This is a genomic window from Bacillus sp. 01N42_2, assembly GCF_056399565.1.
Map to the genome: position 1 here is coordinate 329,920 of NZ_JBFTRO010000001.1, position 26,962 is coordinate 356,881.

Sequence of the window (26,962 nt, forward strand, 5' to 3'; positions counted from 1 at the left end):
TGGGATTAAGTTGGGTGATTTATATATGAGAAACGATGATTGTGCATTCTCCGGTTATCGTAAAGTCAGGCATCTGATCCGGCAGTATGAAATGCGCGCCTTTTTCAAGTGTTGCGGTCTTGCCTTCACAAGTGATGGAGCCGCTTCCTTCTATAACGCTGCACAGCATAAACGGAGCGTCCTGGGTCATTTCCGCCGTCCCGCTGATATCCCATTTGTAAACAGAAAAATATTCTCCCTGCACAAAGGTTTTGATGGTGATGCCTTTTCTCGTTTCAGTTGATTCATCTAAAAATCCGTCCACATGAGGAACGGTGGCGGCGTTGACGGCATCGCGGATATGCAGCTCACGCGCCGCGCCGTTTTGATCTGTGCGCCCGTAATCATATATCCGGTAGGCGGCATCTGAATTCTGCTGTATTTCCAGCACGAGCGCCCCGGCGCAAATGGCATGTATGGTTCCGCTCGGCACATAATAAAAATCACCGGGTTTGATTTTCACGCGGCGCAGCAGGCCTTCCCAATCACCGCTGTTAATCATGGTGACAAGCTCTGCTTTCGAACGGGCCGTATGACCGTATATTATCTCCGCATTTTCTTTACAGTCGATAATGTACCAGCACTCAGACTTCCCCGTTTCGCCCAGTCCATGCTCCTCGGCATCATAATCGTCAGGGTGGACTTTGACGGACAGGTGATGTTTGACGTCCAGTATTTTCGTCAGCAGCGGAAAGCGGTCCCCTTCCGTTCCGCCGAATAATTCTCTATGCTGATTCCACAGTTCGATCAGGGTTTTCCCTTGATACGGACCGCTTTTGACCGTGCTCATCCCGTGCGGGTGGGCTGATATCGCCCAGCATTCGCCGGTTGTTTCTGAAGGTATACTGTATCCGAATCGTTCGCGTAATAACGTGCCGCCCCATATTTTTTCTTTACATACAGGCTGTAAAAAAATCGGCTCTTGCGTCATGTTCGTTCCCCTCCCATTAAAAAGCGGCTCATATCCCATTCCCCCTGTACCTATTTTAAAACACGGAGGGAGCCGCAGTTAAAAACAATATGTATAAATGGCTGACCTGCTCATTATACCATTCGGATGGGGCGGAATGCTCAGTCATTTCCTATTCCAGAATAAAATCCCTTGTTTGTCGCAAATTAAAATAACTGATGAAAGGGGGGAAACATTGTGACGATAAATGCTGAGCTCGGACAAAACCTTCAAGCGCTGAAAAAACGGTTCGGCCAAAGCGATGACATGATGTTTTATTCATTTACGTACGGAAACGGCAAATGTGACGCCTGTCTAGTGTATATAGACGGACTGACTGAAAATCAATTGCTTGCCGAATATATTATTTCGCCCGTGCAGGCGGCCGCCCGGCATCAAGAGGAACCGGCTGAAACACCTCCGGCATCCATTTCTTTCGGGTATCACCACACCCGGCTTTCTTCACTTAAGGATGTTGAGGCTGACATTCTTTCCGGCAAATCGGTTTTGCTGGCGGAGGGATGGAAGGAGGCCCTTTCCTTTGATACGGAAACATTTAAAATGCGGGATGTCGAAGAACCGGCATCAGAAGTGCTGGAACGGGGGCCGAGGATAGGTTTTGTCGAAAAACTTCGGACGAATACGGCGCTTTTGCGTGAGCAGTCCCGTGACCCCAATCTCCAGATCAAGGAGCTGACACTCGGCGAACGGACAAAAAAACGGATCGCCGTTGCCTACATTCGGGATATCGCGCCTGATGATGTCGTAAAAGAAGTGATGAAAAGACTGGAGTCCATCACCATTGATGATATTCCGGAATCAGGATCGATCGAACAGCTCATTGAAGATAACACGTATTCCATTTTCCCGACCATTTTGACGACCGAACGGCCTGACCGGGTTATGGGCGCTCTTTTGGAGGGGCGGGTCTCCGTTCTTGTAGACGGAACGCCATTTACCCTTTTGGTGCCCGCTACCATTGATGAATTTATCCACTCCCCTGACGATTATAATCAGCGGTGGGTTCCGGTTACCTTTCTCAGGCTGCTTCGGTATTCATGCATTTTAATCACGATTTATTTACCCGGCCTTTACATCGCGCTCGTTACGTTTCATACCGGGCTTTTGCCGACGAGAATGGCGGTGACGATTGCCGGGAGCAGGTTGAATGTCCCGTTTCCCCCTTTTGTTGAAGCGTTTATTATGATTTTTACGATTGAAATGATCAGAGAAGCCGGACTCAGACTGCCGAAGCCGATCGGCCAGACGATCGGCCTGATCGGGGGAGTGGTGATCGGCCAGGCCGCCGTACAGGCGAATATCGTCAGCGCGATGATGGTGATTGTCGTATCCGTTACGGCATTGGCCTCTTTTACGGCGCCCTCCTATGTGTTCAATTTCCCGCTGAGGCTCATCCGCATTTTTTCGATGATTTTATCGGCGATTTTAGGTTTATACGGACTGATTATGTGTTATCTGCTGGTCGTCGGCCATCTGATGCGCCTGAAAAGCTTCGGCCAGGATTATATTATTCCGATCATGGCGCAGCCGGGACAGGACTTAAAGGATACGATTGTCAGGCTGCCGACACCGCTTTTTAAAAAACGGCCGACCCGAAAAGAGACAAAAGATAAAATCAGACAAAGGTGATCCCCATGATAAAACCGGAAGACAAGCTGTCTTTTATGCAGACCCTTCTCATGGTAAGCGGAACAATGATCGGAGCGGGCGTGTTAACATTGCCGCGCTCGGCCGCAACAGCGGACAGTCCGAGCGGATGGATCATTATTCTGTTGCAGAGTGTCGTGTTTATCGGCATCGTCCTGCTCTTTATGCCGTTTTTGCAGAAGAACAGCGGGGAAACCATCTATGAGCTGAATCAAAGCATCATGGGCCGCGCTATCGGTTCTCTTCTGAATTTATTCATCAGCTGTTATTTTGTCGTCACCGTCTGTTTTCAAGCCCGGTTTCTCGGTGAAGTCATCAATTACTTTTTACTGAAAAATACGCCGATGGGTGTCGTCATATTCATTTTTCTGGCGGTCGGCATTTACCATGTGACCGGCGGGGTCTATCCCATTTCAAAGCTCTATGCGTATCTCTTTCCGGTTTCGATCATCATTCTGCTTACACTGCTCATATTCAGCCTGAGACTGTTTAAGCTGGATTTCGTCCGCCCGGTCTTTGATGGGGGCTACAAAAGCTTTTTTGAGCTGTTTCCGCGAACCCTTCTGTATTTTTCGGGGCTTGAAGTGATTCTTTTTCTGGTGCCGTTTATGAAAAACCCGAAGCAGGCGAAAAAGGCGGCTGTCTTCGGCATCGCAGGCGCGAGCTTATTTTACAGCTTTATACTGCTTATCGTGATCGGCTGTATGTCGGTTGCTGAAGCCAAAACGGTGACGTATCCGACAATTTCCCTGATTCACGCCTTGGAAATCCGCGGTATTTTCATCGAAAGATTTGATATCTTTCTTTTAATTACGTGGACATGCCAGCAGTTCACCTGTATGCTCGGTTCTTTTAAAGGAGCGCATCTCGGATTCAACACCATTTTCAGGCTGAAAAATAAAAACAATGGCTGGCTGCTGGGGGGATTATTGGCGGTGACATTCGGCCTTTCAATGTACCCCGATGATATCAACAGTGTGTTTGCATTCGCTAATATTCTCGGATATGCGTTTTTTGCCGTCATTATGATTCCTTTTCTCATTTGGTTTGTCAGCTGGATGAAGAAAATAGCGGGGAGGAAACAGACGTCATGACACATTTCATAAAATGGGCGGTGGCGCTTTTCATACTGATAATGCTTTCAGGATGCTGGGACGCGAAGGAAGTCGAAAAACTATCGTTCGCCCGGGGAGTGGCCATAGACGAGACGAGTGACCGCCGATATAAACTAACCTATCAAAACCTGCTGCCCCAAAGTGAAAACAGCCAGGCTTCCGGCCGGCCCGTGTTTGTCAATGTGACGACGCGGGGGGATACCATTCTTGAAGCCGTCAGTGAAGTCTCCTTAAAAGATCCGCCCGTTTACAGCGATCATTTAAAAGTGCTGATATTCAGCGACAAATTGCTGGCCGACCAAAATATACTGCAGATGATGAATCATTTTATCCGTGATGATGAATTAAGACGGAGCAGCTATCTTTTCGCGGCAAGAGGAAAAGCGTCCGATATTCTGACGGAGCCGACGCCGAATCAGCAGCAGCCCATGGCCGCGGAAAAGCTCATCGACCTCACAAACAACGGCGGCTACAACGGAAAAATTTTAAAGCCGCTCAGAATCGGGAGAGCTTCGATTTACTGCCATAATAAACTCAGCTTTCTCATGCAGGCCGTCAGCAATCAAAAAGGAAAAACGGTGTATGACGGAGCGGCCATCATCAAAAACAAAAAACAAAACAGACTGGCGGGATTCCTGTCATCATACGAAGTACAGAGCCTGAATTGGCTGACGGGAACGATACAGGGCGGCGTGCTGCCCGCTTTGGATAAAGGAGGGCACCCGATTACCTTCGAGATCAAAAAATCAACATCCTCCATCACCCCCCGGCTGAAAAACGGGAAGCTGTCATTTCACGTATCGGTAAAAACAAAAGGCATCTTGTCGGAGGATCAATATGCCGGCGAGGATTCATTCAATCAGCATTATTTAAACGGGCTCGAAAAGATTTTCGAAAAAAAACTAAAAAGCGATATAAAAGAAGTCATTGATAAGCTTCAGAATCAATATGAAACGGACCCTGTATTCTTTTCTGACAGAGTCCGCATTCAATATCCCGACTATTGGAAGAAAGTGAAAAATCATTGGGATGAGACCTTTTCCGAAGCAGCCTTTGACTATGATGTTTCCATTCAGATTGTCAACTTCGGAACGATGGGACGGTAGCCTTCAGCGTGTTTTTTCGACACGCAGGAGGATTTGGTAAATCCGGCTTTGTTCGGGCAGCTGTGTTACCGGAAATTGCATCGCCTGCGCCGTTCGAGTGATTTCTTGTAAAAACAGCTGCACCCGCTCATCAACGTGAACATACGTATAGGACTGCTTTTTCACGTCAAATGTCTCTTCCGGAAAGAGCGTGCGGACCGTCTGCGGCGTAAAAAACCGCAAGTGGGTGCGGTCGAGAATGCCGGCGTCCTTGTATGTCCAGTCACCGAGCAGAAGCGGAAACAGCGCTTCGGCGTGAGAAATATTCGGAATGCTGCAAACGATTGATCCGGCAGGCGCCAAATAGGCTGAGTACGTTTCAATGACACGCCAAGGGTCTTTTAAGTGCTCAAGGATGTCTGCAAAAATGATGCAATCAAAAAAGCCTTCCGGATACGGGAGTTTCACTTCTTCGACATCTTCCTGCAGAACCGCTTCATAGTGTCCTTTTGCCGCTTGCGCCGCCAGCGGGTGCAGTTCTATTCCGTACAGTTCACAGGGCTGTCTGTTTTGAAGTTCCAGTCCCGTAGCACCCGCGCCGCAGCCGACATCAAGTACCCTTCTCGCTTCCCGGGGAACAAGCTCCGCAATTTCCGGTCTCGGGTGGGTAAAGTACGTAAAATCAGTGCCCCATTTTTCCATAAAACGCTGGCGGTTCTCCAAATATAATTGATTGATATTGATATCCTGATTAGCCGTAAACGTCGCGTGCCCGTGATGATGCACAAAGGCATCGAGGGCGATGTGCAGGCTGTAGCCTTTTTGCAGGGCGCGCAGGCATAGATCATCATCTTCAAAAGAACCGTATCCGAATTGTTCATCGAACGGGCCGATGTCTTCAATGACGCTTTTTTTCACCAGAAGGCAGAATCCGACAAGGCGGAGCACCCGCTTCGTTTTATGCTTTTCCCTTTCACAATAAGCCTCCGCGAATGGCTCCAGTTCATCAAGCGATTGATACGCGTCATGGATCATCTGCGCGCCGCTGACATAGTTGCTGACGGGACCGACCATGCCGTTTTTTTCAGATTGATACAGCACTCTCAGCATGGCGCTGAGCCAATTTTTCGTGACTATCGTATCGTTGTTCAGAAACAGCAGATTGTCCCCCCCTGCCGCTTCGATTCCTTGGTTGCAGCCCTTGGCGAACCCGAGATTTTTTTCATTTAGGATGACTTTGACGTCAGGAAGTTTTGATATGTACTCTCTCGTTCCGTCTGATGAACCGTTATCAACGATGATCAGCTCTATCTCTTCTTTGTCGGTGTATTGATCAATGCTGGCCAGACATTTTTTGGTCAGTTCCAGCTCATTATATGTAAGGATAATAATGCTCGTTTTCACCGGCATCCCCGCCTTTATCGTGACTTTATACTAACGTATGACATATTCCTGTCATTTATGTGACCGGGCGCGGGACGCAGTTTTAAGGGGCCGGTGTATAACCGCCCCCTCTCACACTGGAATTAAGGATGAACTGTCTGCCGATTGGATTCTGATTCAGAGCCTCCGTTACGGCTTCGCAGATCCTGTTCGATTTCTTCAAGGCTTTTCCCCTTCGTCTCGGTCACTTTAAACCAAACGAACAGGAATGCCATTATCCCGATCGCGGCATAAATGATAAATAGATAGCTGATGCCGACGGCCTCCATTAATATCGGATAAGTTAATGAAACAAGCAATGTTCCGGCATGCAGCATCAAAGTCGAGACACCCGTGCCGATACCGCGGACATGCAGCGGGAATAATTCCGGCAGCATAACCCACACGACAGGCCCCCAGCTGATCGCAAACACGATGATAAACAGACCTAAACAAATGACCGTCGTCCATGATGCGGCTGCTGAATGTTCAAAGAAGAGATTGACCGCGGCCAATACGAGCAGACTGATGACCATGCCCGCATTTCCGGCCAAAAGCAGCGGCTTCCGACCGATCTTATCAATGACTTTGATAGCCGCAAGCGTCATGATGACATTGACGGCGCCGATTCCGACTGTTCCCAGGATAGATGCGGAATTGCCGAACCCGACACTGGTAAATGTTTTCGGGGCGTAATAAATAATGGTATTTGTCCCGATGAATTGCTGTAAAAAGGCTAGCCCGAGGCCGGCAATCAGCGCGGGTCTCACCCACGGCTCAAACAATTCTTTCAAACCGCCTTCGTTTTCCTTTTCCGCTTCTTTCATCTGGTCAATCTCACCCTCAATATTCTTCGTTCCCCGCAATGACGAAAGAATTTCTCTTGCTTTATCTTCTTTGCCGATTGTAAACAGCCAGCGCGGGCTTTCCGGCATGAATAATATTCCGATCAGCAGAATGACTGACGGCACGACCGCAAGACCAAGCATCCAGCGCCAAGCGCCTGCATCGGCAAATATATAATTCACGATATACGAAACGAGGATTCCGACTGTAATCATCAGCTGGTTCAGTGATGAAAGCGCCCCCCGTTTATGCTTCGGAGCCAACTCCGATAAATAGAGCGGAACGATCGTTGTAGATGTTCCGACAGCCAGTCCGAGAATGATCCGGAATAAAACCATCACCTGTGTATTCGGGGCAAAAGCGACCCCAAACCCGCCAATACAAAACAGCAGCGCCGCTCCCATGATGGCCTTCCGCCTGCCGAACCGGTCGGTCAGCTTGCCGGCGAATCCCGAACCGAGAATCGCCCCCGCCAATAACGAACTGACGACGAGGCCTTCTGTAAAGGCGTTCAGTCCCAGTTCTTTTTTCATAAATAAAATAGCCCCGGAAATGACTCCGGTATCATATCCGTATAACGCGCCGCCTAGAGCGCCGAAAAAATAGAGCCATTTATTCGAGTGTATGCTTTTCATGTGATATAGACTCCCCTCATCCTGCGCTGTATCCGCGAGGAATTGTTCTACTGCTTCTTTTGCCTGATTCCGATCGTTTCAAACCTTCCGACGGTTAACATCCATTATTTTACTGATTATTTTTTACAACCCGACGAAACATTTTCCGGTTCCCGCCGTCCAATATAATGTGAACCTGATGTAAAAATAACAATAGATGTTGTCGAAATAGAGAGAAAGATTTGGAATTTTCTCATTTACAGAGTTGTTCCAAGCCAACAATTATGGTACGCTTCACAAAGAATAGAAACGAGAGGTAATGATATGGAAGAACGATCTCAACGCAGAAAAAAGAAAAAACGCCTCAGAAAATGGGTGAAATTTGTACTGGTTTTTGCCGCTTTCTTATTGGTGATTGCCGGTTCCGTCGGCGCCTACGCATTTGTGAAACTGAACAATGCGACCAAGGAAGCGCACGTCAGTCTTGACCGCGGCGACCAGTCCGTGAAACGGATTAAAGAATTTGATCCGAAGAAGGATTCTTTCACCGTATTGCTTTTAGGAATTGACGCCCGTGACAATAAGGGCGAATCAGTAGATGACGCAAGAAGTGACGCCAACGTGCTCGTCACCTTCAACCGGAAAAAGAAAACAGCGACAATGCTCAGCATTCCGCGGGATTCCTATGTCAACATCCCAGGTCACGGCTATGACAAATTCGCGCACGCACATGCTTACGGCGGTTATAATTTAACTTATAAAACAGTAGAAAACATGCTTGATATTCCGGTAGATTATGTGGTTGAGAGCAACTTCGACGCGTTCCGCGATGTAGTCAATGAATTGAACGGCGTTACGGTAAATGTAAAAAGCCAGAAAATTGCCGATCGTATTAAAGTCGATACAAAAGGAAAAGTCGTGCTGAAGCCGGGCGTTCAGACGCTTGACGGCGAGCAGGCACTGGCTTATGTAAGAACACGTAAAGCGGACACCGATCTGATGCGCGGACAAAGACAGATGGAAGTGCTGAGCGCCATTATTAAAAAATCTAAATCGTTAAGCTCGATCCCTTCTTATGACGATATCGTCGACAGCTTAGGGAAAAACTTAAAAATGAACTTATCTCTGAATGACGCCATCGGCCTGTTCCCGTTTATCACATCGCTGAAATCAGTGAATTCTTTACAGCTGACAGGTTCAGACAGCTATATTTACACTCCTCAATACGGCAAAAATATTTATTATTTCAAACTGAATGAGGAGAACCTTCAAGAAGTAAAAACGAAATTAAAAAATGATTTAAACGAGTAAGATGTCACGGCGGGGTTTCAGAATCCCCGCCGTTTTTCTGTTGAAAAAAAGGACATGAAGGTATAGCCTTTTAATTGACGGCTTTCTGCTGATTTCGCAAAAAGCTGAACATACTACAGGAAGCAGCTTTATTTTTAAGGAGGGCATCCATACATATGAAATTGATAGCCATTGACTTAGACGGCACATTACTGAACTCGGACAGTGTGATTTCTCCGGAAAACAGAGCGGCTTTACAAAGAGCGGATGAAGCGGGCGTTCTTGTGGCCATCTGCACGGGCAGAGCCACTTTTGATGTAAAATCACTCCTGGAAGATTTGGATATTCCGATCATTGCCGCAAACGGCGGGACGGTTCACGACAAAGGATACCGGCTCGTCAGCCGGCTCTTAATGGATCAGCAGGCCGGTAAGAATATCGCCGCTTATTTAACGGGAAAAGACATTTACTTCGAGGTTTATACAGATCATCACCTGCTGTCCCCGTTTGACGGCGAATCCAAATTGCAGGCAGAACTGGACATTCTGAAAAGCGCCAACCCAAAGGAAGATATTCAGACATTATGGGAGGGCGCAAAGACGCAGTTCAAACAATTCGGCATCAAACCCGTACAGGATATACAGGCCATTTTTAACGGAGACGAACATATTTACAAGCTTCTTTGTTTCTCTTTTGATATGGAAAAACTGAAAAATGCCAAAGAAGAAATTACACACCATCCGAAATTATCCCAGACTTCTTCCGGAAAACACATCATTGAAATCCTCCCTGCCGGTTCCGGTAAAGGACGGGCCCTGACGGAGCTTGCCTCACTATACGGAATTGAAAAACAGGATATTTACGCCATCGGCGACAGCCCGAATGATTTCTCCATGTTTGAAGCAGCCGGAAACCGCATCGCCATGGGCAACGCGATTGATGAACTGAAGGAAAAAAGCACGTATATTACAAAAAGCAACGATGAAAACGGCGTTGCCCATTTCATCAACCGGCTTCTCGACAACGAACAATAAAAAATCCGTCCGTCAAAAGCCAGGTCTTTCACGACCTGGCTTTTTCATGTTTTCTAAAAAAAGGAATTTCCAAAATTGAAAATAAATTGTAAAATAAAGAAAAAAGGAGCGCTATTATGTCGAATGCAATCGCTATTATTGGTTTTTTGGCTTTTCTCTTCGCACTTGGATACGGAATATTCCATCTCATATGCAAAGCGGCAAAAAAAGAAAAACGTTTTTCAAAAAAGCTGTTTTGGCCCCTTCTCATCGTCGGATTTGTTCTGCTCCTGACAGGCGGTTCCTCGGCAGAGCCGGACACCTCAGCCGCGAAGGCAGAGGAGAAATACAGCACCCTTGATACGGCCTATCAAAAATTAACGAAAGAACATCAGTCGCTTGAGAAAAAATATGAAAGCATCAGTGCCGCGGCTGAAAAAGAGAAATCCGAAGCCGAAGCAGGCAATGAGAAAAAACTCAGCGAACTCAGCCAAGAAATAAACGAGCTGAAAAAAACAAATAAATCACTCAAACAAGACAATGAGAAATTAAAAAATTCACAAAAGAAACTCGAAAAGACCGCCAAAACGCTTCAATCAGAAAATAAAACATTAAAGCGGCAAAAAGAAGAAACAAAAACATCCGAGCACACGGAAACGGCGCAAAATACCGCCCCTTCCTCCGGCGGACATGCCGGGACGAAAGCAGCCGACACCTCACAGGGATGCGACATTAAAGGCAGCCGAAACGGCATTTATCACACGCCGGGAAGTACATACTACGATCGGACGACAGATCCAGTGGAAATGTTCTGTTCTGTAGAAGAAGCGGAAGCGGCCGGATTCAGAGCCCCGAAACGGTAAAAGAAAAAGACGTCAGAGACACTCTCTGACGTCTTTTTTTACGGGAGCCGGATGCTGCCCGCATATTTGTCCTTCCAATAAGCGCTTGTATTCATATTTGTGATGGTTACGCCTGCGGACACAGTGACATGAATCACTTGTCCGTTCCCGATGTAAATGGCCGGATTCAAGCTCTCCGCTTTAAAGAAGACCAGATCGCCGGGCTTCAGATCCTGTTTATCGACCGGAGCGCCCGCCTGCATCTGCTTGTCCGCGTAACGCGGCAGGCTGATTCCTTTTGCTTTTTGATAGACGTATTGAACAAATCCGGCTGTATCAAAGCCATTTTCCGGTGAAACGCCGCCTTTCAGATAAGAAATTCCGATATGATCAGCCGCTGTTGACACAACGGGATTATCTTTAGAAATAGTCAGGTTGCTGAATCGGCGCACTCCTGTAAAATGCTTTTTCCAATAATCTTCCGCCAAATAAGAAATGGTGACTTTTTCGGAGCGGCTCGCTTGGATGAATCTTCCCTCTCCCGCATAAATGCCTGCATGGGAAATTCCTTTTTTATACGTGTCGCTGAAATAAATCACGTCCCCGGGCTTTATGTCGCTCAGTTTGATTTTCTCACCGACCAGCCACTGCTGCTCCGCAGATCTCGGCAGGTAAATGTGAAGCCTGTTTTCGAAAACATATTGGACAAGCCCTGAACAGTCGAATCCCGCTTCAGGCGTGCTGCCGCCGAATACATACGGAATGTCGAGATAACGGGCGGCCTCCTGAACGATCAGATTATCAGCCAGCTCCGGATCTTTTTTAATCCGTCTCGCGCCAAGATATAAATTCATCCAATAACTGCTTTTTTGAAAGCGCGTGATCGTCACGCCTTCTGACGGAGAACTGTGTATCATCTCTCCGTTTCCGATATAAAGACCGTCTTGGACGGGCGTGTTTTGTGTTGAATCCGACTTTTTGAAAAAAACAATATCTCCCGGTGAAAGGTCATTTTCTTTGACCGCAGCTCCGACTTTCCATTGATCACTGACCGTTCTCGGCAGATGGATGTTCTGTCTGCCGAAAAGATAATGGATCAATCCGGACGGATCAAAACCGTCCTCAGGCTCTTCGCCTCCGTAAACATATTTATTTCCGACAAGTTTTTGTGCGTCTGAAACGATCAGGACAGAAACTTGAGAATCCGCTTCAGCAATTTCCGTTCTCGTTACTGCAGGTGCCACAAGACAAATCATAAGGCCGGCAAGGATGTACTTCCTCCAGCTTGTGAGCATGTTTTTTGTTCACTCTCCTTGTTTTTAGTAGTTTTTACATCGGTAACTTTTAACAAATGTTTAGAGAGCATAAAAAAAGAATGCCCATATCAGGCATTCTTTACTGGATTCGGTGCAAACAATATGCCGGCAAGCGGAATCATGCGCTTATTTTGCGCCCGCTGTGTCCTCTTGCTGAATTTTTTGCATTTCCGTGTCAATTTTTTGTTTTTCCTGATCTGTGAGCTGATCATTGTATTTAAAAGCTGACATAAACATAAATACCATAATGATCGCGGCAAACGGCCATCCGGCTTTAATGATTTTCATTTGTTTTTCCCTCCGCTTTCTTTTTTAAGATATTGCTGTGGTCCACATCAAACGTTAACTTTCCGTCCTTGACGCTCCAATTGAAATTCGATTCTTTCGTCAGTTCTCGTATGATTGTTTTATGATTGATGCTGCCTTTTTTAACCGGCGCAGGCGTCGCTTCATGAATGTTCATCGGCGTGACTTCAAAGCGTCCCGTGCCGTTTTTTTGCAAATGATATTGTACAAGCGCCGTGTCTCTCGTTCTTGTCCATCCCTGGTCAAATACGAAGTTGCCCAGGCTGTAGAAAATAACGGTACCGTGGTACATTTCGATCGGTTCAAGCACGTGCGGATGGTGTCCGACGATGATATCCGCTCCGGCATCTGACATTGCTCTTGCCAACTGGCGCTGTCTGTCATTCGGATCATTATCATATTCCTGTCCCCAGTGTGTTTGAACAATGACAAGATCGGCTTTCTTTTTGGCTTTGGAAATCATCGGAATGAACAGCTCAGGATCGGCCGGAAGCACACCCGGCGCATTTCGTTTAGCTGCAAAGCCTTTTCCGGAAACATCGGTGAATCCCAGTGTTGCGATTTTGATTCCGTTTACATCTTGATATGAAATGTTCTGCTCAGCCTCTTTAAGCGTCAAGCCCGCACCGACAAGTTCAAGGTTCTGCTTTGAAAATTCTTCAACAGTATCCCGCATTCCTTGAGGGCCGTAATCCATCGCATGGTTGTTGGCTGCCGTCAAAACGGTGAAATTTGTGTCCTTCAATACTTTTACGGCATCTTTGTCTGACTGAAGGTGAATATTTTTGTCTGCTTCTTTGTAGTTCTTTTTATATGTAACCGGGTTTTCAAAGTTTCCCGATACATAGTCAGATGCTTCAAAAAATGGCTTTGCGTAGCGGAAGACGCTTTCCGTTCCGTTATGCTTTGTCACTTTCTCCACATTCCGGCCCATCATAATATCTCCGACGAACGAGGCTGATACAAGGTCATCGGCATTTCTTTTCACACTCGGTGTCTCCGCCTTCCCTGTCAGGATGCAGATGAACATCAGGCAAAAGACGATCGGCAGTGCGATAAAAACGTGAAGATTGGTTTTCTTTTTCTGCTGTTTGGTCAGCTTCAGCAGTTTCTCTTGAAAGCTTAATTGTTTTTTCATCGTTTGACACACCTTACATTAGATTAAGTAGTAAGCAAACATAATGGCAAAAGTGGCGCCGCTTAAAAACAGCGTGCTGGCAAATGTAATCGTTAATCCCTGTTTCTGAATGGTGTTGGCGATCAGACCCGGTACAATGATACCGATTCCGCGGAATTCTGATATCTCAAATGGTACGATCGGGTAGAGAAAATCCAATGCGATTTTTAAGCAGATTCCCGTGATCAGCATAGCTGCGAATTTTCTGCGTCCGTATAAAATCATAAATCTGGATAAACCGTATTTGACGATCACGTATGTAAGAAGACTCACTAACAATACGAGTAAAATAAAGACCGGCTGGTTAAAAACGAGCCCTAAATAACCTGGTACAACTAAACCGGCAGGTACGATACCTGTTTTTTCCGCGAAAATTAAACTGATTAACACGCCTAAAATAAGTGAGATATATAAATCTGATCCGAACATTTATCCTTTTCCTCCTAGCTAACGAGCTGTTTCACCTTATACTCTTGGATTTTTTCAATTAATGGCTCCGCTGAACCGTGGATGTTGCCGACGCCATATATGACACGGTTTTGCATTCTAGTTTTCAGCACGTCCATGATTTCGTCTGTAGATTTGTATTCGAGATCGTGCAGGGTATCGGCAGGAATCTTGCCTTCTTCATAAGCTTTGACGATCGGTTCTGTCGTCTCGCCGATGAGAATGAGTTCCTTCGTTTTAATGTACGGAAGCACGTCATTGGCAAACTGAATCGTTCTGTCCACGCGGTCGGCGCGGCAGTTCATGATGACGATCGGTTCATCTGTCGGATAGCCGATTTCCTTTACACGTTTCCATATATTCAAAGTAGAAGATGCATCATTTGCGGCAAAGCCATTTACGAAATGACCGGGCTCTTTTGTGCTGAGCAGCGGCAGAATTCTCATGGCGCCTGGATCAGGCGGCGCATTCAGCATGCCTTTAAACGCCGTTTCTTCATCTATACCAAGAGCCTGGGCAACGCCGAGCGCAAGTGAAGCGTTATCAGGAAAGACCATATATTCGAATTTCCGCAGGTATTCATCAGTAATTTTAGAGTTATCCGCAATAATGACTTCGGTATTCCGCTCTGCGGCTTTTTCTTTAAAGAAATCTGTGTATTCACTGTCTGTAATCACAAGATGGCCGTTATAAGGAATCGTCGCGGTGAAAGCTTCAGCGATTTCATCAAGCGTCGGCCCCATAACGTCCATATGGTCTTCAAGCACATTCACGATGACGCCGATGTTAGCTTGAAGGAGTTCTTCCTGAAAGATAATCTGATAATCCGGGTTTACCGCCATACATTCACTGACAATGGCATTGGCGCCCCGTTCTACGGTTTCCTTCATTACTTCTTTTTGCTCGCCGATATTCGGGCCCTGCGGTTTCCGTTTGATCGGTTTCTCCTCAGGTGTATCCCAATAGATCATCCTTGCATCTGTTCCCGTCGTTTTTCCGACTGTTTTGTAGCCCGCCTCCATCAGTATTCCGGTCGTCAGCCTCGTTACGGTTGACTTTCCGCGGATACCATTAATATTGACGCGTACTGGCAGAGCATCGATATTCTTCTGATGCCGCCTTTTTTCAATGATTCCGATGATTAGTACGGCAGCACAGGCTATAATGAGTAACCACATTGATTTTTGACATCTCCTTCTGTATTGATAAATTCATTCATCAGTATATAGCTTCACTATGAATTCTCAATCGGCATTATGTAACATAATCTTCCCGCTTTCACTGAGCCAAACTTCTCTATTAGTGACGCTATTCTTCCTATTATCGAATTGCTTTTTTTGGGAATCGGCAGGACTTAGAACTTACTTCAATTTTTTTCAGAAAAAATGAATGCGTTTACATTTTCCCTCGTCTATTTATTTGGACTAATAGAACTATTCGCGTTCCGGAAGAAAAAGATGTAATCATAATCCATCTTATCCAGCCTTTTATACCAGTGTTTTCCGCATTGCGCATACGTTTTCTGACTCTTTGTCCGCTGGATGCACACTTCCTGTTTTGTTAAGAATAAGGTCTTAAAGTCATTCATTTTTCCCCTGTATTCTGCTGTCAGTCCCATTCCAAAATAACTATTGAGATGTCTTGTACATGACAGAAACAGACGGGTCCGGAGTGTTTACAAGAAATATACATTTTATATGCGGAAAGCCTATCTGCTTTCGTTCCGTTTACAGGCCATTTCTCACTCTTTTGAAATAATTTTAATAAATCTTTAAATTCGTTCAAGAAAAGTTCATCCATAATTGTGGAGTTTATGGAAAAACAGCAAGCAGCATCAAGAAATTCCTCTAATTTATAAAATGCATAAAAAAGGAATGGATAATGATCCCCGCCGGCATCTGAAAGTAAAAATTCATTTAAAGCTGAATGCACGTGCCTTGGAATATATGAAAGACAAGCTGAATTCCTATGCGGCTATCGGCAAAATGAACAAACAAGCCTCAGCCAATCTGAACGAGCGGAGCAAGCATCTCAATTGGGCGTGAGATCTATCCTTTCATAGAGATTGTCCCTGATATCAAAGTGAACATCTCTCAAATCGGTATCGTGAATGAATAGAGGCTCCGGCCTCTTTTTTTTGTTGCCAAGCGAAAATATTCGTGATACTCTTTTTGTGTAAACGGTTACATAAATAGAGGAGGAGTGTTTGTTGGCAACGATTAAAGATGTCGCAGGCGCTGCCGGCGTCTCTGTTGCCACGGTCTCGCGTGTCCTCAATGACAACGGCTACGTGCATGAAGATACAAGAACGAAGGTCATGCTTGCCATGGAGAAGCTGAATTATTATCCGAATGAAGTTGCCCGCTCTCTTTATAAAAGAGAATCCAGACTGGTCGGACTTTTGCTTCCGGATATTACGAATCCCTTTTTCCCGCAGCTTGCCCGCGGCGCTGAAGACGAATTGCAGCGGGAGGGGTACCGGCTGATGATCGGCAACAGCGATGAGGAATTGGAAAAAGAGCTCGACTATCTGCAGACATTTAAACAAAATCAAGTTGCCGGAATTTTGGCGGCCACCAATTACCCTGATCTTCCCGAATACAGCGGGAGCCTTTACCCGGTCGTATTTCTGGACCGGGCAAAAGAAGGCGCTCCTTCCGTATTCAGTGACGGCCGGGCAGGCGGAAAACGGGCGGCTGAGGAAATGCTCCGCGGCAAAAGCACAAGCATCACGCTCGTCAAAGGCCCCGGCCGCCTTCCGACCGCTCAGGAACGTTTTAACGGCGCACGTGACGTGCTGCAAAAAGCGGGCGCGCAGTTCAATGTCATCTCCGCCGCTTCATTTTCCATCAAGGATGCCGCCATTTTAGCGAAAGAATTGTTTGCCGCATTCCCGGAAACTGACGGCGTCATTGCCAGCAACGACATTGCGGCGGCGGCCGTCCTTCATGAGGCGCTGCGGCTCGGTAAAAAAGTTCCCGAGGAGATTCAGATTATCGGATACGACGATATTCCGCAGAGCAGTCTCTTGTTCCCGCCTCTTTCAACGATCCGCCAGCCTGCATATGAGATGGGAAAACGAGCGGCAAGCCTGCTGCTGCAATTAATAAAGAAAGAACCGCCAAAAGAGACGTCCATTCAAATGCCAGTCACATACATGGAAAGACAAACGACGAGAAAGGATGAGTACAAGTGAGTGAAATTTGTGTTATCGGAAGCTGTTCTATGGATCTTGTCGTCACATCCGAACGGCGTCCGAAAGCGGGAGAAACCGTACTGGGCGCAGACTTTCAAACCGTGCCCGGGGGAAAAGGCGCAAATCAGGCCGTAGCCGCTTCCCGCCTGGGCGCTGACGTATATATGGTAGGGAAAGTAGGGAGTGACAGCTACGGAAAAGCGATTATTGAAAACCTGCAGGCAAACGGTGTCAATACGGACTATATGGAAACGGTTACACACAAAAAAAGCGGAACGGCTCATATTGTGCTCGCAGAAGGAGATAACAGCATCGTCGTCGTAAAAGGCGCAAACGATGACATCTCCCCCGCTGATGCCAAAAGCGCACTCGCGAAACTTCCCGGCATTGATATCGTGCTGATCCAGCAGGAGATCCCCGAAGAAACCGTTGAAGAAGTGTGCAGCTACTGCCGCGCGCATCAAATTCCGGTGATCCTTAATCCGGCGCCGGCCCGTCCGCTGAAACAATCAACGATTGAGGATGCCGCTTATCTTACGCCGAACGAACATGAAGCATCCATTTTATTTCCTGGCCGGAAGAAAGAAGAGGCGCTAGCCGGCTATCCCGGCAAACTGTTTATTACCGAAGGGAAACAAGGTGTGCGGTATTCTGACGGCACTGCAGAGCGGCTCGTTCCCGCCTTCCCTGTGGAAGCGGTCGACACGACGGGAGCCGGTGATACTTTTAATGCGGCACTTGCCGTCGCACTCGCGGAAGGACAGGACATTGAACAAGCGCTTCTGTTTGCCAACCGCGCCGCCTCCCTATCCGTGCAGCATTTCGGCGCCCAGGGCGGCATGCCGGACAGAAAAGCAGTCGAGGAGTTGCTGTCATGAAGAAACACGGAATGTTAAACAGCCACATTGACAAAGTATTAGCCGATCTCGGGCATACAGACCTCATCGCGATCGCCGATGCGGGTCTCCCCGTCCCAGACGGTGTCCCTAAAATTGATTTGTCCTTAACGGCGGGCGTTCCCGCCTTTCAGGACGTGACCAGCCTGGTGGCCGGGGAGATGGAAGTCGAAAAGGTGATAGCCGCCTCCGAAATCAAAGACGCCAATCCTGAGAATGCAAGTTTTCTAGAAAGCTATTTCTCAGAGCGGACAATCGAGTACATGCCCCACGAAGAATTCAAACGGCTCACACAGAAAGCAAAAGCCGTCATCCGAACGGGTGAAATGACACCATACGCCAACTGCATCCTGCAGGCGGGAGTGATTTTCTAGAAGGAAGGGATCCAGCATGCACATCGGCATGACAGACATTCATAAAGCATTCGGGAAAAATCAAGTGCTCTCCGGCGTCACATTTGAGCTCCTGCCGGGAGAAATCCACGCTTTAATGGGAGAAAACGGAGCGGGTAAATCGACTTTAATGAATCTGCTCACCGGACTGCACCGCCTCGACAAGGGAAACATTACGATAAACGGAACAAATATGACCTTCTCAAATCCAAAAGAAGCCGAAAAGCACGGAATCGCCTTTATCCACCAGGAGCTGAATATATGGCCGGACATGACGGTGCTTGAAAACCTGTTTATCGGCAAAGAGCTGACGACGGCATTCGGCGTTTTGGAGACGAAGAAAATGAAAGCGCTAGCAAAATCACAGCTTGAAAAACTGGGAGTCTCTCTGCCTCTTGACCGGGAAGCCGGACAATGTTCCGTCGGCCAGCAGCAGATGATTGAGATTGCTAAAGCGCTGATGACAAACGCCGAAGTCATCATTATGGACGAACCGACCGCGGCGCTGACCGAACGGGAAATCAGCAAGCTGTTTGACGTAATGACGGCGTTAAAGCAAGACGGCGTTTCAATTGTCTATATATCGCATCGAATGGAAGAGATATTTTCAATTTGCGACCGGATCACCATTATGCGGGACGGCCTCACTGTCGATACGGCGCATTTAAAAGATACTAATTTTGATGAAGTGGTCAAAAAAATGGTCGGCCGGGAGCTGACTGATCGGTATCCGACACGCACACCGTCACTCGGCGATAAGGTGCTCGAAGTGAAAAACGCCTCAAAAAAAGGAAGGTTTTCACAGGTCAGTTTCCATGTGCGCGCCGGGGAAATCCTTGGCGTCTCCGGCTTAATGGGTGCCGGACGGACAGAAATCATGAGGGCGCTGTTTGGAATTGACCGGCTCGATTCCGGAGAGATCTGGATTTCCGGCCGAAAAATCGGCATTCGGGGTCCGGCTGATGCCATCCGCAAGGGACTCGGCCTGATTACAGAAAACCGGAAAGATGAAGGACTGCTTCTGGATACGTCCATTCGTGAAAACATCTCATTGCCGAACCTGACCAGTTTTTCTCCGAAAGGCATCATTGACCGAAAACGCGAGGCGGAGTTCGTCGAGCTGCTGATCAAGCGGCTGACCATTAAGACCGCGTCTCCGGAAACCGCCGCGCGTCATTTATCCGGAGGAAATCAGCAGAAAGTTGTCATCGCCAAATGGATCGGAATCGGCCCAAAAGTTCTCATCCTCGATGAACCGACAAGAGGCGTCGACGTAGGTGCGAAACGGGAGATCTATTCATTAATGAATGAGCTGACCGACCGAGGCGTCGCCATCATCATGGTTTCTTCCGAGCTGCCGGAAATTCTCGGCATGAGTGACAGAATCATCGTCGTCCATGAAGGACGCATCAATGGAGAAATCAATGCGGCCGGCGCAACACAAGAACACATCATGACACTTGCCACGGGAGGGCAGCAGAATGAAAACTGAACCAATGACATCAACTGAACAACAGCGTTTTTCCATTCATACCTTTACGCAAAAACTCGGTCCGTTTCTCGGCTTACTGATTCTTGTGCTGATCGTTTCCGTCTTAAACCCGAGTTTTCTTGAACCGCTCAATATTCTCAATCTTCTTCGGCAGGTTGCGATTAACGCGCTGATCGCTTTCGGAATGACGTTTGTCATTTTAACGGGAGGCATTGATCTTTCTGTCGGAGCCATCCTCGCCTTATCGAGCGCATTGGTCGCCGGTATGATGGTATCAGGCATCGACCCGATCTTAGCCGTTATCATCGGCTGCGCGATCGGCGCCGTACTAGGCATGATGAACGGTTTATTAATCACAAAAGGAAAAATGGCTCCGTTTATCGCCACTTTGGCGACAATGACGGTCTTTCGCGGACTGACCCTCGTCTATACGGACGGAAATCCGATTACGGGACTCGGTACAAATTACGCGTTTCAATTATTCGGGCGCGGTTATTTTCTCGGCATCCCCGTACCCGCCATTACCATGCTGATTGCATTTGCGGCCCTATGGGTTCTTCTGCACAAAACACCGTTCGGCCGCCGGACATACGCCATCGGCGGCAATGAGAAAGCGGCGCTGATTTCCGGTATCAAAGTGCCCCGCATCAAGATCATGATCTATTCTCTGACAGGTTTATTATCGGCTCTGGCCGGAGCGATTCTGACATCACGCTTAAATTCCGCACAGCCGACGGCCGGGGAATCATACGAGCTGGACGCCATCGCAGCGGTCGTCTTAGGCGGAACGAGCCTGTCCGGCGGACGGGGACGCATCATCGGTACGCTGATCGGGGTTTTGATTATCGGTACGCTGAACAACGGCTTGAACCTTCTCGGCGTATCGTCTTTTTATCAGCTCGTCGTCAAAGGAATCGTCATTTTAATCGCGGTGCTGCTGGACCGCAAAAAATCGGCATAGTAGGAGGAGCATTATGAAGAAGGCCATCATCGCGATTGCGGCATTATCACTGTTTTTACTGTCCGCCTGTTCACTTGAACCGCCCCAATGGGCAAAACCGTCAAATACCAAACATAAAAAAGAATTCACACTCGGACTTTCCGTCTCCACTTTGAACAACCCGTTCTTCGTTTCATTAAAAGACGGCGTGGTAAAAGAAGCCAAAAAACGGGGCATGAAGGTCATCGTTGTCGATGCCCAAAACGATTCATCAAAACAGTCGAATGACGTAGAAGACCTGATCCAGCAGGGAGTCGATGCGCTGCTGATCAATCCGACCGATTCATCAGCGATTTCAACCGCCGTCGAATCTGCAAATTCCCTCGGCATTCCCGTCATTGCGCTTGATCGTTCAGCCGAACACGGCAAAGTCGAAACGCTTGTCGCTTCTGACAATGTCAAAGGAGGAGAAATGGCAGCCGGCTACCTCGCCGATCAGCTCGGAAAAGGCGCCAAAGTCGCGGAATTGCAGGGAGTTCCGGGCGCATCCGCGACCCGGGAACGCGGTACGGGCTTTCATCATATCGCCGACGAAAAGCTGAATGTCGTCACGAAGCAAGCGGCCGATTTTGACCGTACTAAAGGATTGACCGTCATGGAAAACCTGCTCCAGGGCCATCCTGACATCAAAGCCGTGTTCGCCCATAATGATGAAATGGCGCTCGGTGCGCTCGAAGCGATCAACAGCTCAGGCAAACACATTCTGGTTGTCGGTTTTGATGGAAATAAGGATGCGATTTCCTCCATTAAAAACGGGAAGCTGACAGCCACGGTCGCCCAACAGCCGGAGCTGATCGGAAAACTGGCGGCGGAAGCGGCGGAACAGGTGCTGAAAGGAGAAAAAATCAAAAAAACCATTTCCGCTCCATTGAAACTTCAAACGCAAAAGTAACCGTCCGATGTTTAGATTTCCGGAAAAACGTGAAAAGAAGATGTAAAAGGAGAGATAGAGATGAAGAAAACAGCCAAAGCGGCATCCATCCTGACCCTTGCAGCGGGAATATCAGCGGCTTCAGCTGCCGGAATAACGCCTCTTCCTGAGACACACGCGCAAGAAGCGGTCAAGATTGACGATCTGTACAGCTATCCGCTTGACTCTTATCTCGTTTCCGCGGAAGCATTGAACGTCAGAACAAAAGCATCGGCTGTCAGCCCGAAAGCTGATGTCCTTCATTTAGGCGACAGCTTAAAAATCATTTCATTCCAGAACGCAGACTGGGCAAAAGTTCATTATAAAAACGGAAAAACAGGATTTGTATCTACTCATTATATTGTTAAAGCAGCAACAACCGTAAAAACGACCGCAAAAACTAAAGTATTTACAGAAAACCGAGCAGTCAAAGCTTCCCTTGCTAAAAATACGAGCGTTTCTTTCTTAGGATGGAAAAAAACTGCCGGCGGCGGCATTGATTTCGGCTGGGCGCTTGTCGATTACGGAGGCGCAACTGGATACATCAGCACAAAAGATCTGCAAAAACTGACATAATTTCAAAAACGGATTTCGCACATTCACCGCGAAATCCGTTTTTTTCTTTCTGACAGTCAAAATTGTCGGGGATTCGAAATATTTCTCAGGAAATATTGTCACATAAAGACGAATGCATACTGCATCAGCGGATCATTTTAAAATGATTTCTTTATGTAATCCGCCAGACTTCTCGCATTGTCACGAATATCTGCCGCACCCGCCCCATTTACACCGTACAGCGCGAAAGCCGGCAAATAGGTCATACCCGTAAAATTAGCCATTGCCTGAAACGGCCTTAAAAGCTCGCTCAATGTAAAGTGGTTGGAACCGCCTGCCTGGTATGCATCCTCCCCGGCACCTACGGAAACAGCCAGCAGTAATTCTTTGCCGTGCAGCGCCTTGCCTTTGGAGCCGTAAGCCCAGCCGTACGACAGCACATGATCCATCCATGTTTTTAAAAGCGGAGGAGCACTATACCAGTAGAGCGGAAATAGAAATACGATCCGGTCATACTGTTCACACAGCTGGCGTTCCTTTTCCGCATTGATTTTCCCGTCCGGATATTCTTTATAAAGCTCACGGACCGTAATGTCATCGTGATTTTTTAACTCTTCTGTCCACGCCTTATTGACCACTGAGTTTTCCATGTCAGGGTGAACCGCCAATACCAAAACTTTCACAGCTACCACACCTTTCCCTTTTGACTGTATTTTACCTAATCATTGCCGATTCAGCCAAATAAAAAGAAAGCCCGGGAGAAAAACGGGCTTTCTTTTTTCATTTATTCAGGGCTTCCTTCGGTTGTTTCAATATCCTTCGCGAAATTCGGATTATCTAAATTCGCGTTGAAAAAGTCCGCCGTATTCGGAAGCTTGAGATTCATGTTCATTTTTTGAGAAATGGTCACTTTGCAATCTTTAATGATATAGTCAAACACATGTCCGCCGGAATTGCGGCCTTCATCAATGAAGTGCAGGTGATACCCGGAAACAGCGATGCCGTTTGCGTAACCCGGCGTCCAGAAGCCGGCAATCGTTCCCTGAATGTCGTCAAAGTTGAACACAGGCTGTGTTTTCACCGCTTCGATCATCGGAACGTACGGTTTCTCCTGACGTTCTACCGTTCTCGTCTGCACCTTTTTAAATACACCGTCTAAACGGATCGCATAAAATAAGTTTTTACTAGGCAGAAGGCTGGCCATTTCCTGTTCGAATTCTTCACGGGTCATTTCGCCGTCGATCGTATGCGTCATATCCGGTGTGAAAAATGTGAATGAACAGAATGGTGACAGGTCTCCGCCTTTCACAGGCGTAGCCGTTCCGTCGCCGCGCAGACGGTAAAATTGTCCGTCAAATCCGATTAATTCCCCGTCCAGTTTGTTGAAAGTGCCGATTCCGAAATCACCGAACTTCGGAATGTCAGCCATATCAAAATCTCCGTCATATACTCCGTCCAGCAGAGATGTCATTGTTGATACTTGATAGATCTGATCCTCAGGTGAGCCTTTTTCTCCGCGGCTCATCACTTGGATGTCGTTTGCATTTTTCATTCTCTTCACTCCTTTTAAATTAGGCTGTTTTAGAAAACAGGTCATGGTGCGCAGAGTGCTAGAGAGCTTTTGCTTTCATTCTTTCTTTGAATTGCTTCGGAAGCATGTCACTTGATAAATGAACGTTGTCACTGTAATCGACAGGAATGTCGATGATCACAGGGCCTTCTGTGTTCAAGCCTTTTTGCAGCATGTCTGCCAGCTGTTCCGGTGACTCGACACGCAAGCCGGTGGCGCCGAAGCTTTCTGCATATTTTACGATGTCAATGTTTCCGAAATCTACGCATGATGTACGGTTGTATTTTTTCATTTGCTGGAATGCGACCATATCATATGTGCTGTCATTCCATACAAGGTGAACGATCGGCGCTTTTAAGCGGACTGCCGTTTCCAGTTCCATTGCGGAGAACAGGAATCCTCCGTCTCCTGAAACGGATACGACTTTTTCACCCGGATTCACCAATGTGGCAGCAATCGCCCAAGGAAGCGCTACGCCCAATGTCTGCATGCCGTTGCTGATCATCAGCTTCAGCGGCTCATAAGCGCGGAAGTAGCGGGACATCCAGATCGCGTGAGAACCGATGTCACAAGTAACGGTCACATCGTCAGCAATCGCGCTGCGAAGTTCTTGGACGATTTGCAGAGGATGCACTCTGTCGGATTTATGATCGCTTGGCGCCTTCTCGCTGTCTGTCAGCATTTGTTTTAATTCGCTCAGCACTTCTTGTTCACGGCTGCCCATATCGAATGTCACAGCATCGTGCTCGATTTGTTTAACCGTTGCGGCGATATCCCCTAATAACTCTAATTCCGGCTGATAGGCATGATCGATATCGGCCTGAATTTCGTCAAGATGGATAATAGCACGGTCGCCGTTTACGTTCCAGAACTTCGGATCGTATTCAATCGGATCATAACCGATCGTTAATACGACATCCGCCTGTTCAAGCAGAAGATCGCCAGGCTGGTTGCGGAACAGTCCGATCCGGCCGAAATATTGGTCTTCAAGCTCTCTGGACAATGTGCCGGCCCCTTGGTACGTTTCAACGAAAGGCAGTTTTGTTTTGGCAAGCAGTTTGCGGATTTGTTTTACCGCTTCCGGTCTTCCGCCTTTCATGCCGACTAACAGAACGGGAAGTTTCGCCGTCTGGATTTTGGCGATAGCCGCGCTGACCGCTGATTCCGGTGCAGGGCCTTGTTTCGGCGTCGGCACGCTGCGTACGTTTTTAACATTTGTGATTTCATTCACAACATCCTGCGGAAAGCTCACAAAAGCCGCGCCTGCCTGACCTGCTGACGCTGCCCTGAAGGCGTTTGTTACCGCTTCTGGTATATTCCCTGTTTCCTGTACTTCTACACTGTATTTTGTGATCGGCTGAAATAGTGCCGCATTGTCTAATGATTGGTGTGTCCGTTTTAACCGGTCCGCGCGAATCACGTTTCCCGCCAGTGCCACTACCGGATCACCTTCTGTATTAGCCGTTAACAAGCCGGTCGCTAAGTTGGATGCCCCCGGGCCTGAAGTAACGAGACAAACGCCAGGTTTTCCTGTCAGTCTTCCGACAGCCGCTGCCATAAACGCAGCGTTCTGTTCGTGACGGCATAAAACCAGTTCAGGTCCTTTATCTTTTAACGCATCAAATACTGCATCAATTTTTGCACCCGGAATGCCAAAAACATGTGTGACACCTTGCTCCACTAAGCAATCAACAACAAGCTCCGCCCCGCGATTTTTTCCAGAGGTTCTCAGTTCATTTGTTGCTTTTGCCAACACCCTCACTCCTTATTATGCATATTAAATATAAAATTTTAAGTAATTTGTGATATTATTCACTATACACCCTTTGGAAATTGACCTCCAATATCAATTCGCCGTATGATTAATATGTTTCACGAATAATTAACAAAGGGAAAGGAATGGATAAGGATGGAGCTTCGCCATCTTCAATACTTTATTGCCGTTGCTGAAGAACTTCATTTCGGCAAAGCCGCGCTTCGGTTAAATATGACACAGCCGCCTCTCAGCCAGCAGATCAAACAGCTTGAGAAAGAAGTCGGCGTGACTTTATTAAAGCGCACGAAACGGGTTGTAGAGCTTTCTGCTGCCGGAGAAAGTTTTTTGAAACACAGCAGAAACGCGATCGAACAAATAGAAAAAGCGATTGAAATGGCGCAGAGGACAGCGCGGGGAGAGCTCGGCCGGCTTGTCGTCGGTTTTGTCGGCTCAGCCACATATGAATTTCTGCCGCCGATCATTCGGGAATTCCGCGAAAAATTCCCCTCCGTCAAGCTTGATCTGCGTGAAATCTCTTCTTTCAGACAGCAGGAAGAGCTTCTGAAAGGCAACATTGATATCGGCATCCTTCATCCGCCTTTACAGCATTCGGCTTTACATATGGAAAAGGTGCAGAGCAGTCCTTGCATTCTGGCCTTGCCGAAGCAGCACCCGCTTACCGCCAAAGAGACAATCGACATTCAGGATTTAGAAAATGAACCGATTATCACACTGGCGAAAGAAACATGGCCTACTTTATACCTGGAATTTGTAAACTATTGCGAGCAGGCGGGCTTTAAACCGAAAATTGTTCAGGAAGCGACGGAGTATCAAATGGTGATCGGATTGGTAAGCGCCGGAATCGGTGTAACCTTCGTGCCTTCTTCAGCTAAAAAACTGTTTAATCTCGAAGTCGCCTATCGCGACATCAATCAGGTTCAGCTTACCGCCGATTGGGTCATCGCCTACCGCAAGGACAACCAAAACCCGATCCTGAAACATTTCTTGGAGATTATCAATAAACGCCAGGCTTTATTGCAGGCGGATAAGGAAAAAGTATAAAAAA

The 26,962-nt window shown here is 47.4% G+C and carries 26 protein-coding genes; 15 read left to right on the plus strand and 11 right to left on the minus strand.

The window, feature by feature from the left end; translation table 11 throughout:
• Nucleotides 1–19: 19 nt before the first annotated feature.
• Nucleotides 20–970 (minus strand): mannose-6-phosphate isomerase, class I, encoded by a 951-nt coding sequence (gene manA / locus AC1DN5_RS01715; RefSeq protein ID WP_264819247.1) that lies wholly within the window; start codon nucleotides 968–970, stop codon nucleotides 20–22.
• 216 nt (nucleotides 971–1,186) lie between these two features.
• Here manA and AC1DN5_RS01720 point away from each other — a divergent pair, with 216 nt between their 5' ends.
• From AC1DN5_RS01720 to AC1DN5_RS01730, 3 genes are read left to right on the plus strand one after another with little or no spacing between them, the layout of a single operon-like run.
• The gene (locus AC1DN5_RS01720; RefSeq protein WP_016937742.1) at nucleotides 1,187–2,638 is read left to right on the plus strand and encodes a spore germination protein; all 1,452 of its coding nucleotides are present in this window, start codon (nucleotides 1,187–1,189) and stop codon (nucleotides 2,636–2,638) included.
• Nucleotides 2,639–2,643: 5 nt separating this feature from the next.
• Nucleotides 2,644–3,750 carry a GerAB/ArcD/ProY family transporter gene (locus AC1DN5_RS01725; protein ID WP_049627521.1) on the plus strand — a complete coding sequence of 369 codons (1,107 nt, stop codon included), beginning with the start codon at nucleotides 2,644–2,646 and terminating at the stop codon, nucleotides 3,748–3,750.
• Entirely contained in the window at nucleotides 3,747–4,877 is a 1,131-nt protein-coding gene (locus AC1DN5_RS01730) for a Ger(x)C family spore germination protein (protein ID WP_366969831.1), read from the plus strand. Before AC1DN5_RS01725 ends, AC1DN5_RS01730 begins: the two co-directional genes overlap by 4 nt.
• A gap of 3 nt (nucleotides 4,878–4,880) precedes the next feature.
• Here AC1DN5_RS01730 and AC1DN5_RS01735 read toward each other — a convergent pair whose 3' ends face one another.
• A complete protein-coding gene (locus AC1DN5_RS01735) occupies nucleotides 4,881–6,266 on the minus strand; it encodes a glycosyltransferase (RefSeq protein ID WP_188154374.1) in 1,386 nt (461 codons plus the stop codon).
• Nucleotides 6,267–6,382: 116 nt separating this feature from the next.
• On the minus strand, nucleotides 6,383–7,759 hold the full coding sequence (locus tag AC1DN5_RS01740; RefSeq protein WP_366969832.1) for a sugar porter family MFS transporter: 1,377 nt from the start codon (nucleotides 7,757–7,759) through the stop codon (nucleotides 6,383–6,385).
• A 303-nt stretch (nucleotides 7,760–8,062) separates the two neighbouring features.
• Here AC1DN5_RS01740 and AC1DN5_RS01745 point away from each other — a divergent pair, with 303 nt between their 5' ends.
• From AC1DN5_RS01745 to AC1DN5_RS01755, 3 genes are all read left to right on the plus strand, one after another.
• Nucleotides 8,063–9,049, plus strand: a complete 987-nt coding sequence (locus tag AC1DN5_RS01745) for an LCP family protein (protein ID WP_016937737.1) — start codon at nucleotides 8,063–8,065, stop codon at nucleotides 9,047–9,049.
• A 155-nt stretch (nucleotides 9,050–9,204) separates the two neighbouring features.
• Nucleotides 9,205–10,062, plus strand: coding sequence for a Cof-type HAD-IIB family hydrolase (locus tag AC1DN5_RS01750; protein WP_064778517.1), 858 nt, complete (start codon nucleotides 9,205–9,207; stop codon nucleotides 10,060–10,062).
• A 116-nt stretch (nucleotides 10,063–10,178) separates the two neighbouring features.
• Nucleotides 10,179–10,904 carry a sunset domain-containing protein gene (locus AC1DN5_RS01755; protein ID WP_327814703.1) on the plus strand — a complete coding sequence of 242 codons (726 nt, stop codon included), beginning with the start codon at nucleotides 10,179–10,181 and terminating at the stop codon, nucleotides 10,902–10,904.
• 38 nt (nucleotides 10,905–10,942) lie between these two features.
• Here the strand turns inward: AC1DN5_RS01755 and AC1DN5_RS01760 are convergent, their stop codons facing one another.
• From AC1DN5_RS01760 to pgsB, 5 genes are all read right to left on the minus strand, one after another.
• A complete protein-coding gene (locus AC1DN5_RS01760) occupies nucleotides 10,943–12,178 on the minus strand; it encodes a C40 family peptidase (protein WP_366969833.1) in 1,236 nt (411 codons plus the stop codon).
• Between the two features lie 147 nt (nucleotides 12,179–12,325).
• Nucleotides 12,326–12,487: an extrachromosomal elements maintenance protein EdmS gene (gene edmS / locus AC1DN5_RS01765; RefSeq protein ID WP_003151344.1), complete on the minus strand. Its 162-nt coding sequence runs from the start codon at nucleotides 12,485–12,487 to the stop codon at nucleotides 12,326–12,328.
• Complete coding sequence (locus tag AC1DN5_RS01770) at nucleotides 12,474–13,643, minus strand: CapA family protein (RefSeq protein ID WP_016937733.1); 1,170 nt, start codon at nucleotides 13,641–13,643, stop codon at nucleotides 12,474–12,476. Before AC1DN5_RS01770 ends, edmS begins: the two co-directional genes overlap by 14 nt.
• A gap of 18 nt (nucleotides 13,644–13,661) precedes the next feature.
• Nucleotides 13,662–14,111: a poly-gamma-glutamate biosynthesis protein PgsC gene (gene pgsC, locus AC1DN5_RS01775; protein WP_003151340.1), complete on the minus strand. Its 450-nt coding sequence runs from the start codon at nucleotides 14,109–14,111 to the stop codon at nucleotides 13,662–13,664.
• A gap of 14 nt (nucleotides 14,112–14,125) precedes the next feature.
• Nucleotides 14,126–15,307, minus strand: a complete 1,182-nt coding sequence (gene pgsB, locus AC1DN5_RS01780; protein WP_016937732.1) for a poly-gamma-glutamate synthase PgsB — start codon at nucleotides 15,305–15,307, stop codon at nucleotides 14,126–14,128.
• 696 nt (nucleotides 15,308–16,003) lie between these two features.
• Here pgsB and AC1DN5_RS01785 point away from each other — a divergent pair.
• The 8 genes from AC1DN5_RS01785 (at nucleotide 16,004) to AC1DN5_RS01820 (ending at nucleotide 22,591) form a co-directional block, all read left to right on the plus strand.
• Complete coding sequence (locus AC1DN5_RS01785; protein WP_235714284.1) at nucleotides 16,004–16,174, plus strand: hypothetical protein; 171 nt, start codon at nucleotides 16,004–16,006, stop codon at nucleotides 16,172–16,174.
• A 164-nt stretch (nucleotides 16,175–16,338) separates the two neighbouring features.
• A complete protein-coding gene (locus tag AC1DN5_RS01790) occupies nucleotides 16,339–17,325 on the plus strand; it encodes a LacI family DNA-binding transcriptional regulator (RefSeq protein ID WP_095241226.1) in 987 nt (328 codons plus the stop codon).
• Nucleotides 17,322–18,203: a ribokinase gene (gene rbsK / locus AC1DN5_RS01795; protein ID WP_366969834.1), complete on the plus strand. Its 882-nt coding sequence runs from the start codon at nucleotides 17,322–17,324 to the stop codon at nucleotides 18,201–18,203. Before AC1DN5_RS01790 ends, rbsK begins: the two co-directional genes overlap by 4 nt.
• Nucleotides 18,200–18,595, plus strand: coding sequence for a D-ribose pyranase (gene rbsD / locus AC1DN5_RS01800; protein WP_016937727.1), 396 nt, complete (start codon nucleotides 18,200–18,202; stop codon nucleotides 18,593–18,595). Before rbsK ends, rbsD begins: the two co-directional genes overlap by 4 nt.
• Before the next feature lie 16 nt (nucleotides 18,596–18,611).
• Complete coding sequence (locus tag AC1DN5_RS01805; protein WP_016937726.1) at nucleotides 18,612–20,105, plus strand: sugar ABC transporter ATP-binding protein; 1,494 nt, start codon at nucleotides 18,612–18,614, stop codon at nucleotides 20,103–20,105.
• Nucleotides 20,095–21,066, plus strand: coding sequence for a ribose ABC transporter permease RbsC (rbsC, locus tag AC1DN5_RS01810; protein WP_016937725.1), 972 nt, complete (start codon nucleotides 20,095–20,097; stop codon nucleotides 21,064–21,066). The genes AC1DN5_RS01805 and rbsC overlap by 11 nt, the downstream gene beginning before the upstream one ends.
• Before the next feature lie 13 nt (nucleotides 21,067–21,079).
• Complete coding sequence (gene rbsB, locus AC1DN5_RS01815) at nucleotides 21,080–21,997, plus strand: ribose ABC transporter substrate-binding protein RbsB (RefSeq protein ID WP_016937724.1); 918 nt, start codon at nucleotides 21,080–21,082, stop codon at nucleotides 21,995–21,997.
• A 60-nt stretch (nucleotides 21,998–22,057) separates the two neighbouring features.
• Nucleotides 22,058–22,591, plus strand: coding sequence for an SH3 domain-containing protein (locus AC1DN5_RS01820; protein WP_016937723.1), 534 nt, complete (start codon nucleotides 22,058–22,060; stop codon nucleotides 22,589–22,591).
• A 137-nt stretch (nucleotides 22,592–22,728) separates the two neighbouring features.
• Here the strand turns inward: AC1DN5_RS01820 and AC1DN5_RS01825 are convergent, their stop codons facing one another.
• The 3 genes from AC1DN5_RS01825 to alsS form a co-directional block, all read right to left on the minus strand.
• A complete protein-coding gene (locus AC1DN5_RS01825) occupies nucleotides 22,729–23,253 on the minus strand; it encodes an NAD(P)H-dependent oxidoreductase (protein WP_016937722.1) in 525 nt (174 codons plus the stop codon).
• Between the two features lie 101 nt (nucleotides 23,254–23,354).
• Complete coding sequence (budA, locus tag AC1DN5_RS01830) at nucleotides 23,355–24,122, minus strand: acetolactate decarboxylase (protein ID WP_016937721.1); 768 nt, start codon at nucleotides 24,120–24,122, stop codon at nucleotides 23,355–23,357.
• A 58-nt stretch (nucleotides 24,123–24,180) separates the two neighbouring features.
• Nucleotides 24,181–25,893 (minus strand): acetolactate synthase AlsS, encoded by a 1,713-nt coding sequence (alsS, locus tag AC1DN5_RS01835; protein ID WP_016937720.1) that lies wholly within the window; start codon nucleotides 25,891–25,893, stop codon nucleotides 24,181–24,183.
• Between the two features lie 156 nt (nucleotides 25,894–26,049).
• On the opposite strand from alsS, the gene alsR reads away from it, so the two are divergent.
• Nucleotides 26,050–26,958, plus strand: a complete 909-nt coding sequence (gene alsR, locus AC1DN5_RS01840; protein WP_016937719.1) for an acetoin biosynthesis transcriptional regulator AlsR — start codon at nucleotides 26,050–26,052, stop codon at nucleotides 26,956–26,958.
• Nucleotides 26,959–26,962: the final 4 nt, after the last annotated feature.

Bases quoted from the DNA above. Each gene is read 5' to 3' on its own strand.
- AC1DN5_RS01755 (WP_327814703.1), top strand. From the start codon at position 10,179: ATGTCGAATGCAATCGCTATTATTGGTTTTTTGGCTTTTCTCTTCGCA.
- AC1DN5_RS01770 (WP_016937733.1), bottom strand. From the start codon at position 13,643: ATGAAAAAACAATTAAGCTTTCAAGAGAAACTGCTGAAGCTGACCAAA.
- rbsD (WP_016937727.1), top strand. From the start codon at position 18,200: ATGAAGAAACACGGAATGTTAAACAGCCACATTGACAAAGTATTAGCC.
- budA (WP_016937721.1), bottom strand. From the start codon at position 24,122: ATGAAAAATGCAAACGACATCCAAGTGATGAGCCGCGGAGAAAAAGGC.
- AC1DN5_RS01760 (WP_366969833.1), bottom strand. From the start codon at position 12,178: ATGCTCACAAGCTGGAGGAAGTACATCCTTGCCGGCCTTATGATTTGT.
- pgsB (WP_016937732.1), bottom strand. From the start codon at position 15,307: ATGTGGTTACTCATTATAGCCTGTGCTGCCGTACTAATCATCGGAATC.
- manA (WP_264819247.1), bottom strand. From the start codon at position 970: ATGACGCAAGAGCCGATTTTTTTACAGCCTGTATGTAAAGAAAAAATA.
- AC1DN5_RS01730 (WP_366969831.1), top strand. From the start codon at position 3,747: ATGACACATTTCATAAAATGGGCGGTGGCGCTTTTCATACTGATAATG.
- edmS (WP_003151344.1), bottom strand. From the start codon at position 12,487: ATGAAAATCATTAAAGCCGGATGGCCGTTTGCCGCGATCATTATGGTA.
- AC1DN5_RS01785 (WP_235714284.1), top strand. From the start codon at position 16,004: ATGGATAATGATCCCCGCCGGCATCTGAAAGTAAAAATTCATTTAAAG.
- alsR (WP_016937719.1), top strand. From the start codon at position 26,050: ATGGAGCTTCGCCATCTTCAATACTTTATTGCCGTTGCTGAAGAACTT.
- pgsC (WP_003151340.1), bottom strand. From the start codon at position 14,111: ATGTTCGGATCAGATTTATATATCTCACTTATTTTAGGCGTGTTAATC.
- rbsB (WP_016937724.1), top strand. From the start codon at position 21,080: ATGAAGAAGGCCATCATCGCGATTGCGGCATTATCACTGTTTTTACTG.
- AC1DN5_RS01725 (WP_049627521.1), top strand. From the start codon at position 2,644: ATGATAAAACCGGAAGACAAGCTGTCTTTTATGCAGACCCTTCTCATG.
- AC1DN5_RS01745 (WP_016937737.1), top strand. From the start codon at position 8,063: ATGGAAGAACGATCTCAACGCAGAAAAAAGAAAAAACGCCTCAGAAAA.
- AC1DN5_RS01740 (WP_366969832.1), bottom strand. From the start codon at position 7,759: ATGAAAAGCATACACTCGAATAAATGGCTCTATTTTTTCGGCGCTCTA.
- AC1DN5_RS01805 (WP_016937726.1), top strand. From the start codon at position 18,612: ATGCACATCGGCATGACAGACATTCATAAAGCATTCGGGAAAAATCAA.
- rbsC (WP_016937725.1), top strand. From the start codon at position 20,095: ATGAAAACTGAACCAATGACATCAACTGAACAACAGCGTTTTTCCATT.
- AC1DN5_RS01735 (WP_188154374.1), bottom strand. From the start codon at position 6,266: ATGCCGGTGAAAACGAGCATTATTATCCTTACATATAATGAGCTGGAA.
- AC1DN5_RS01750 (WP_064778517.1), top strand. From the start codon at position 9,205: ATGAAATTGATAGCCATTGACTTAGACGGCACATTACTGAACTCGGAC.
- AC1DN5_RS01820 (WP_016937723.1), top strand. From the start codon at position 22,058: ATGAAGAAAACAGCCAAAGCGGCATCCATCCTGACCCTTGCAGCGGGA.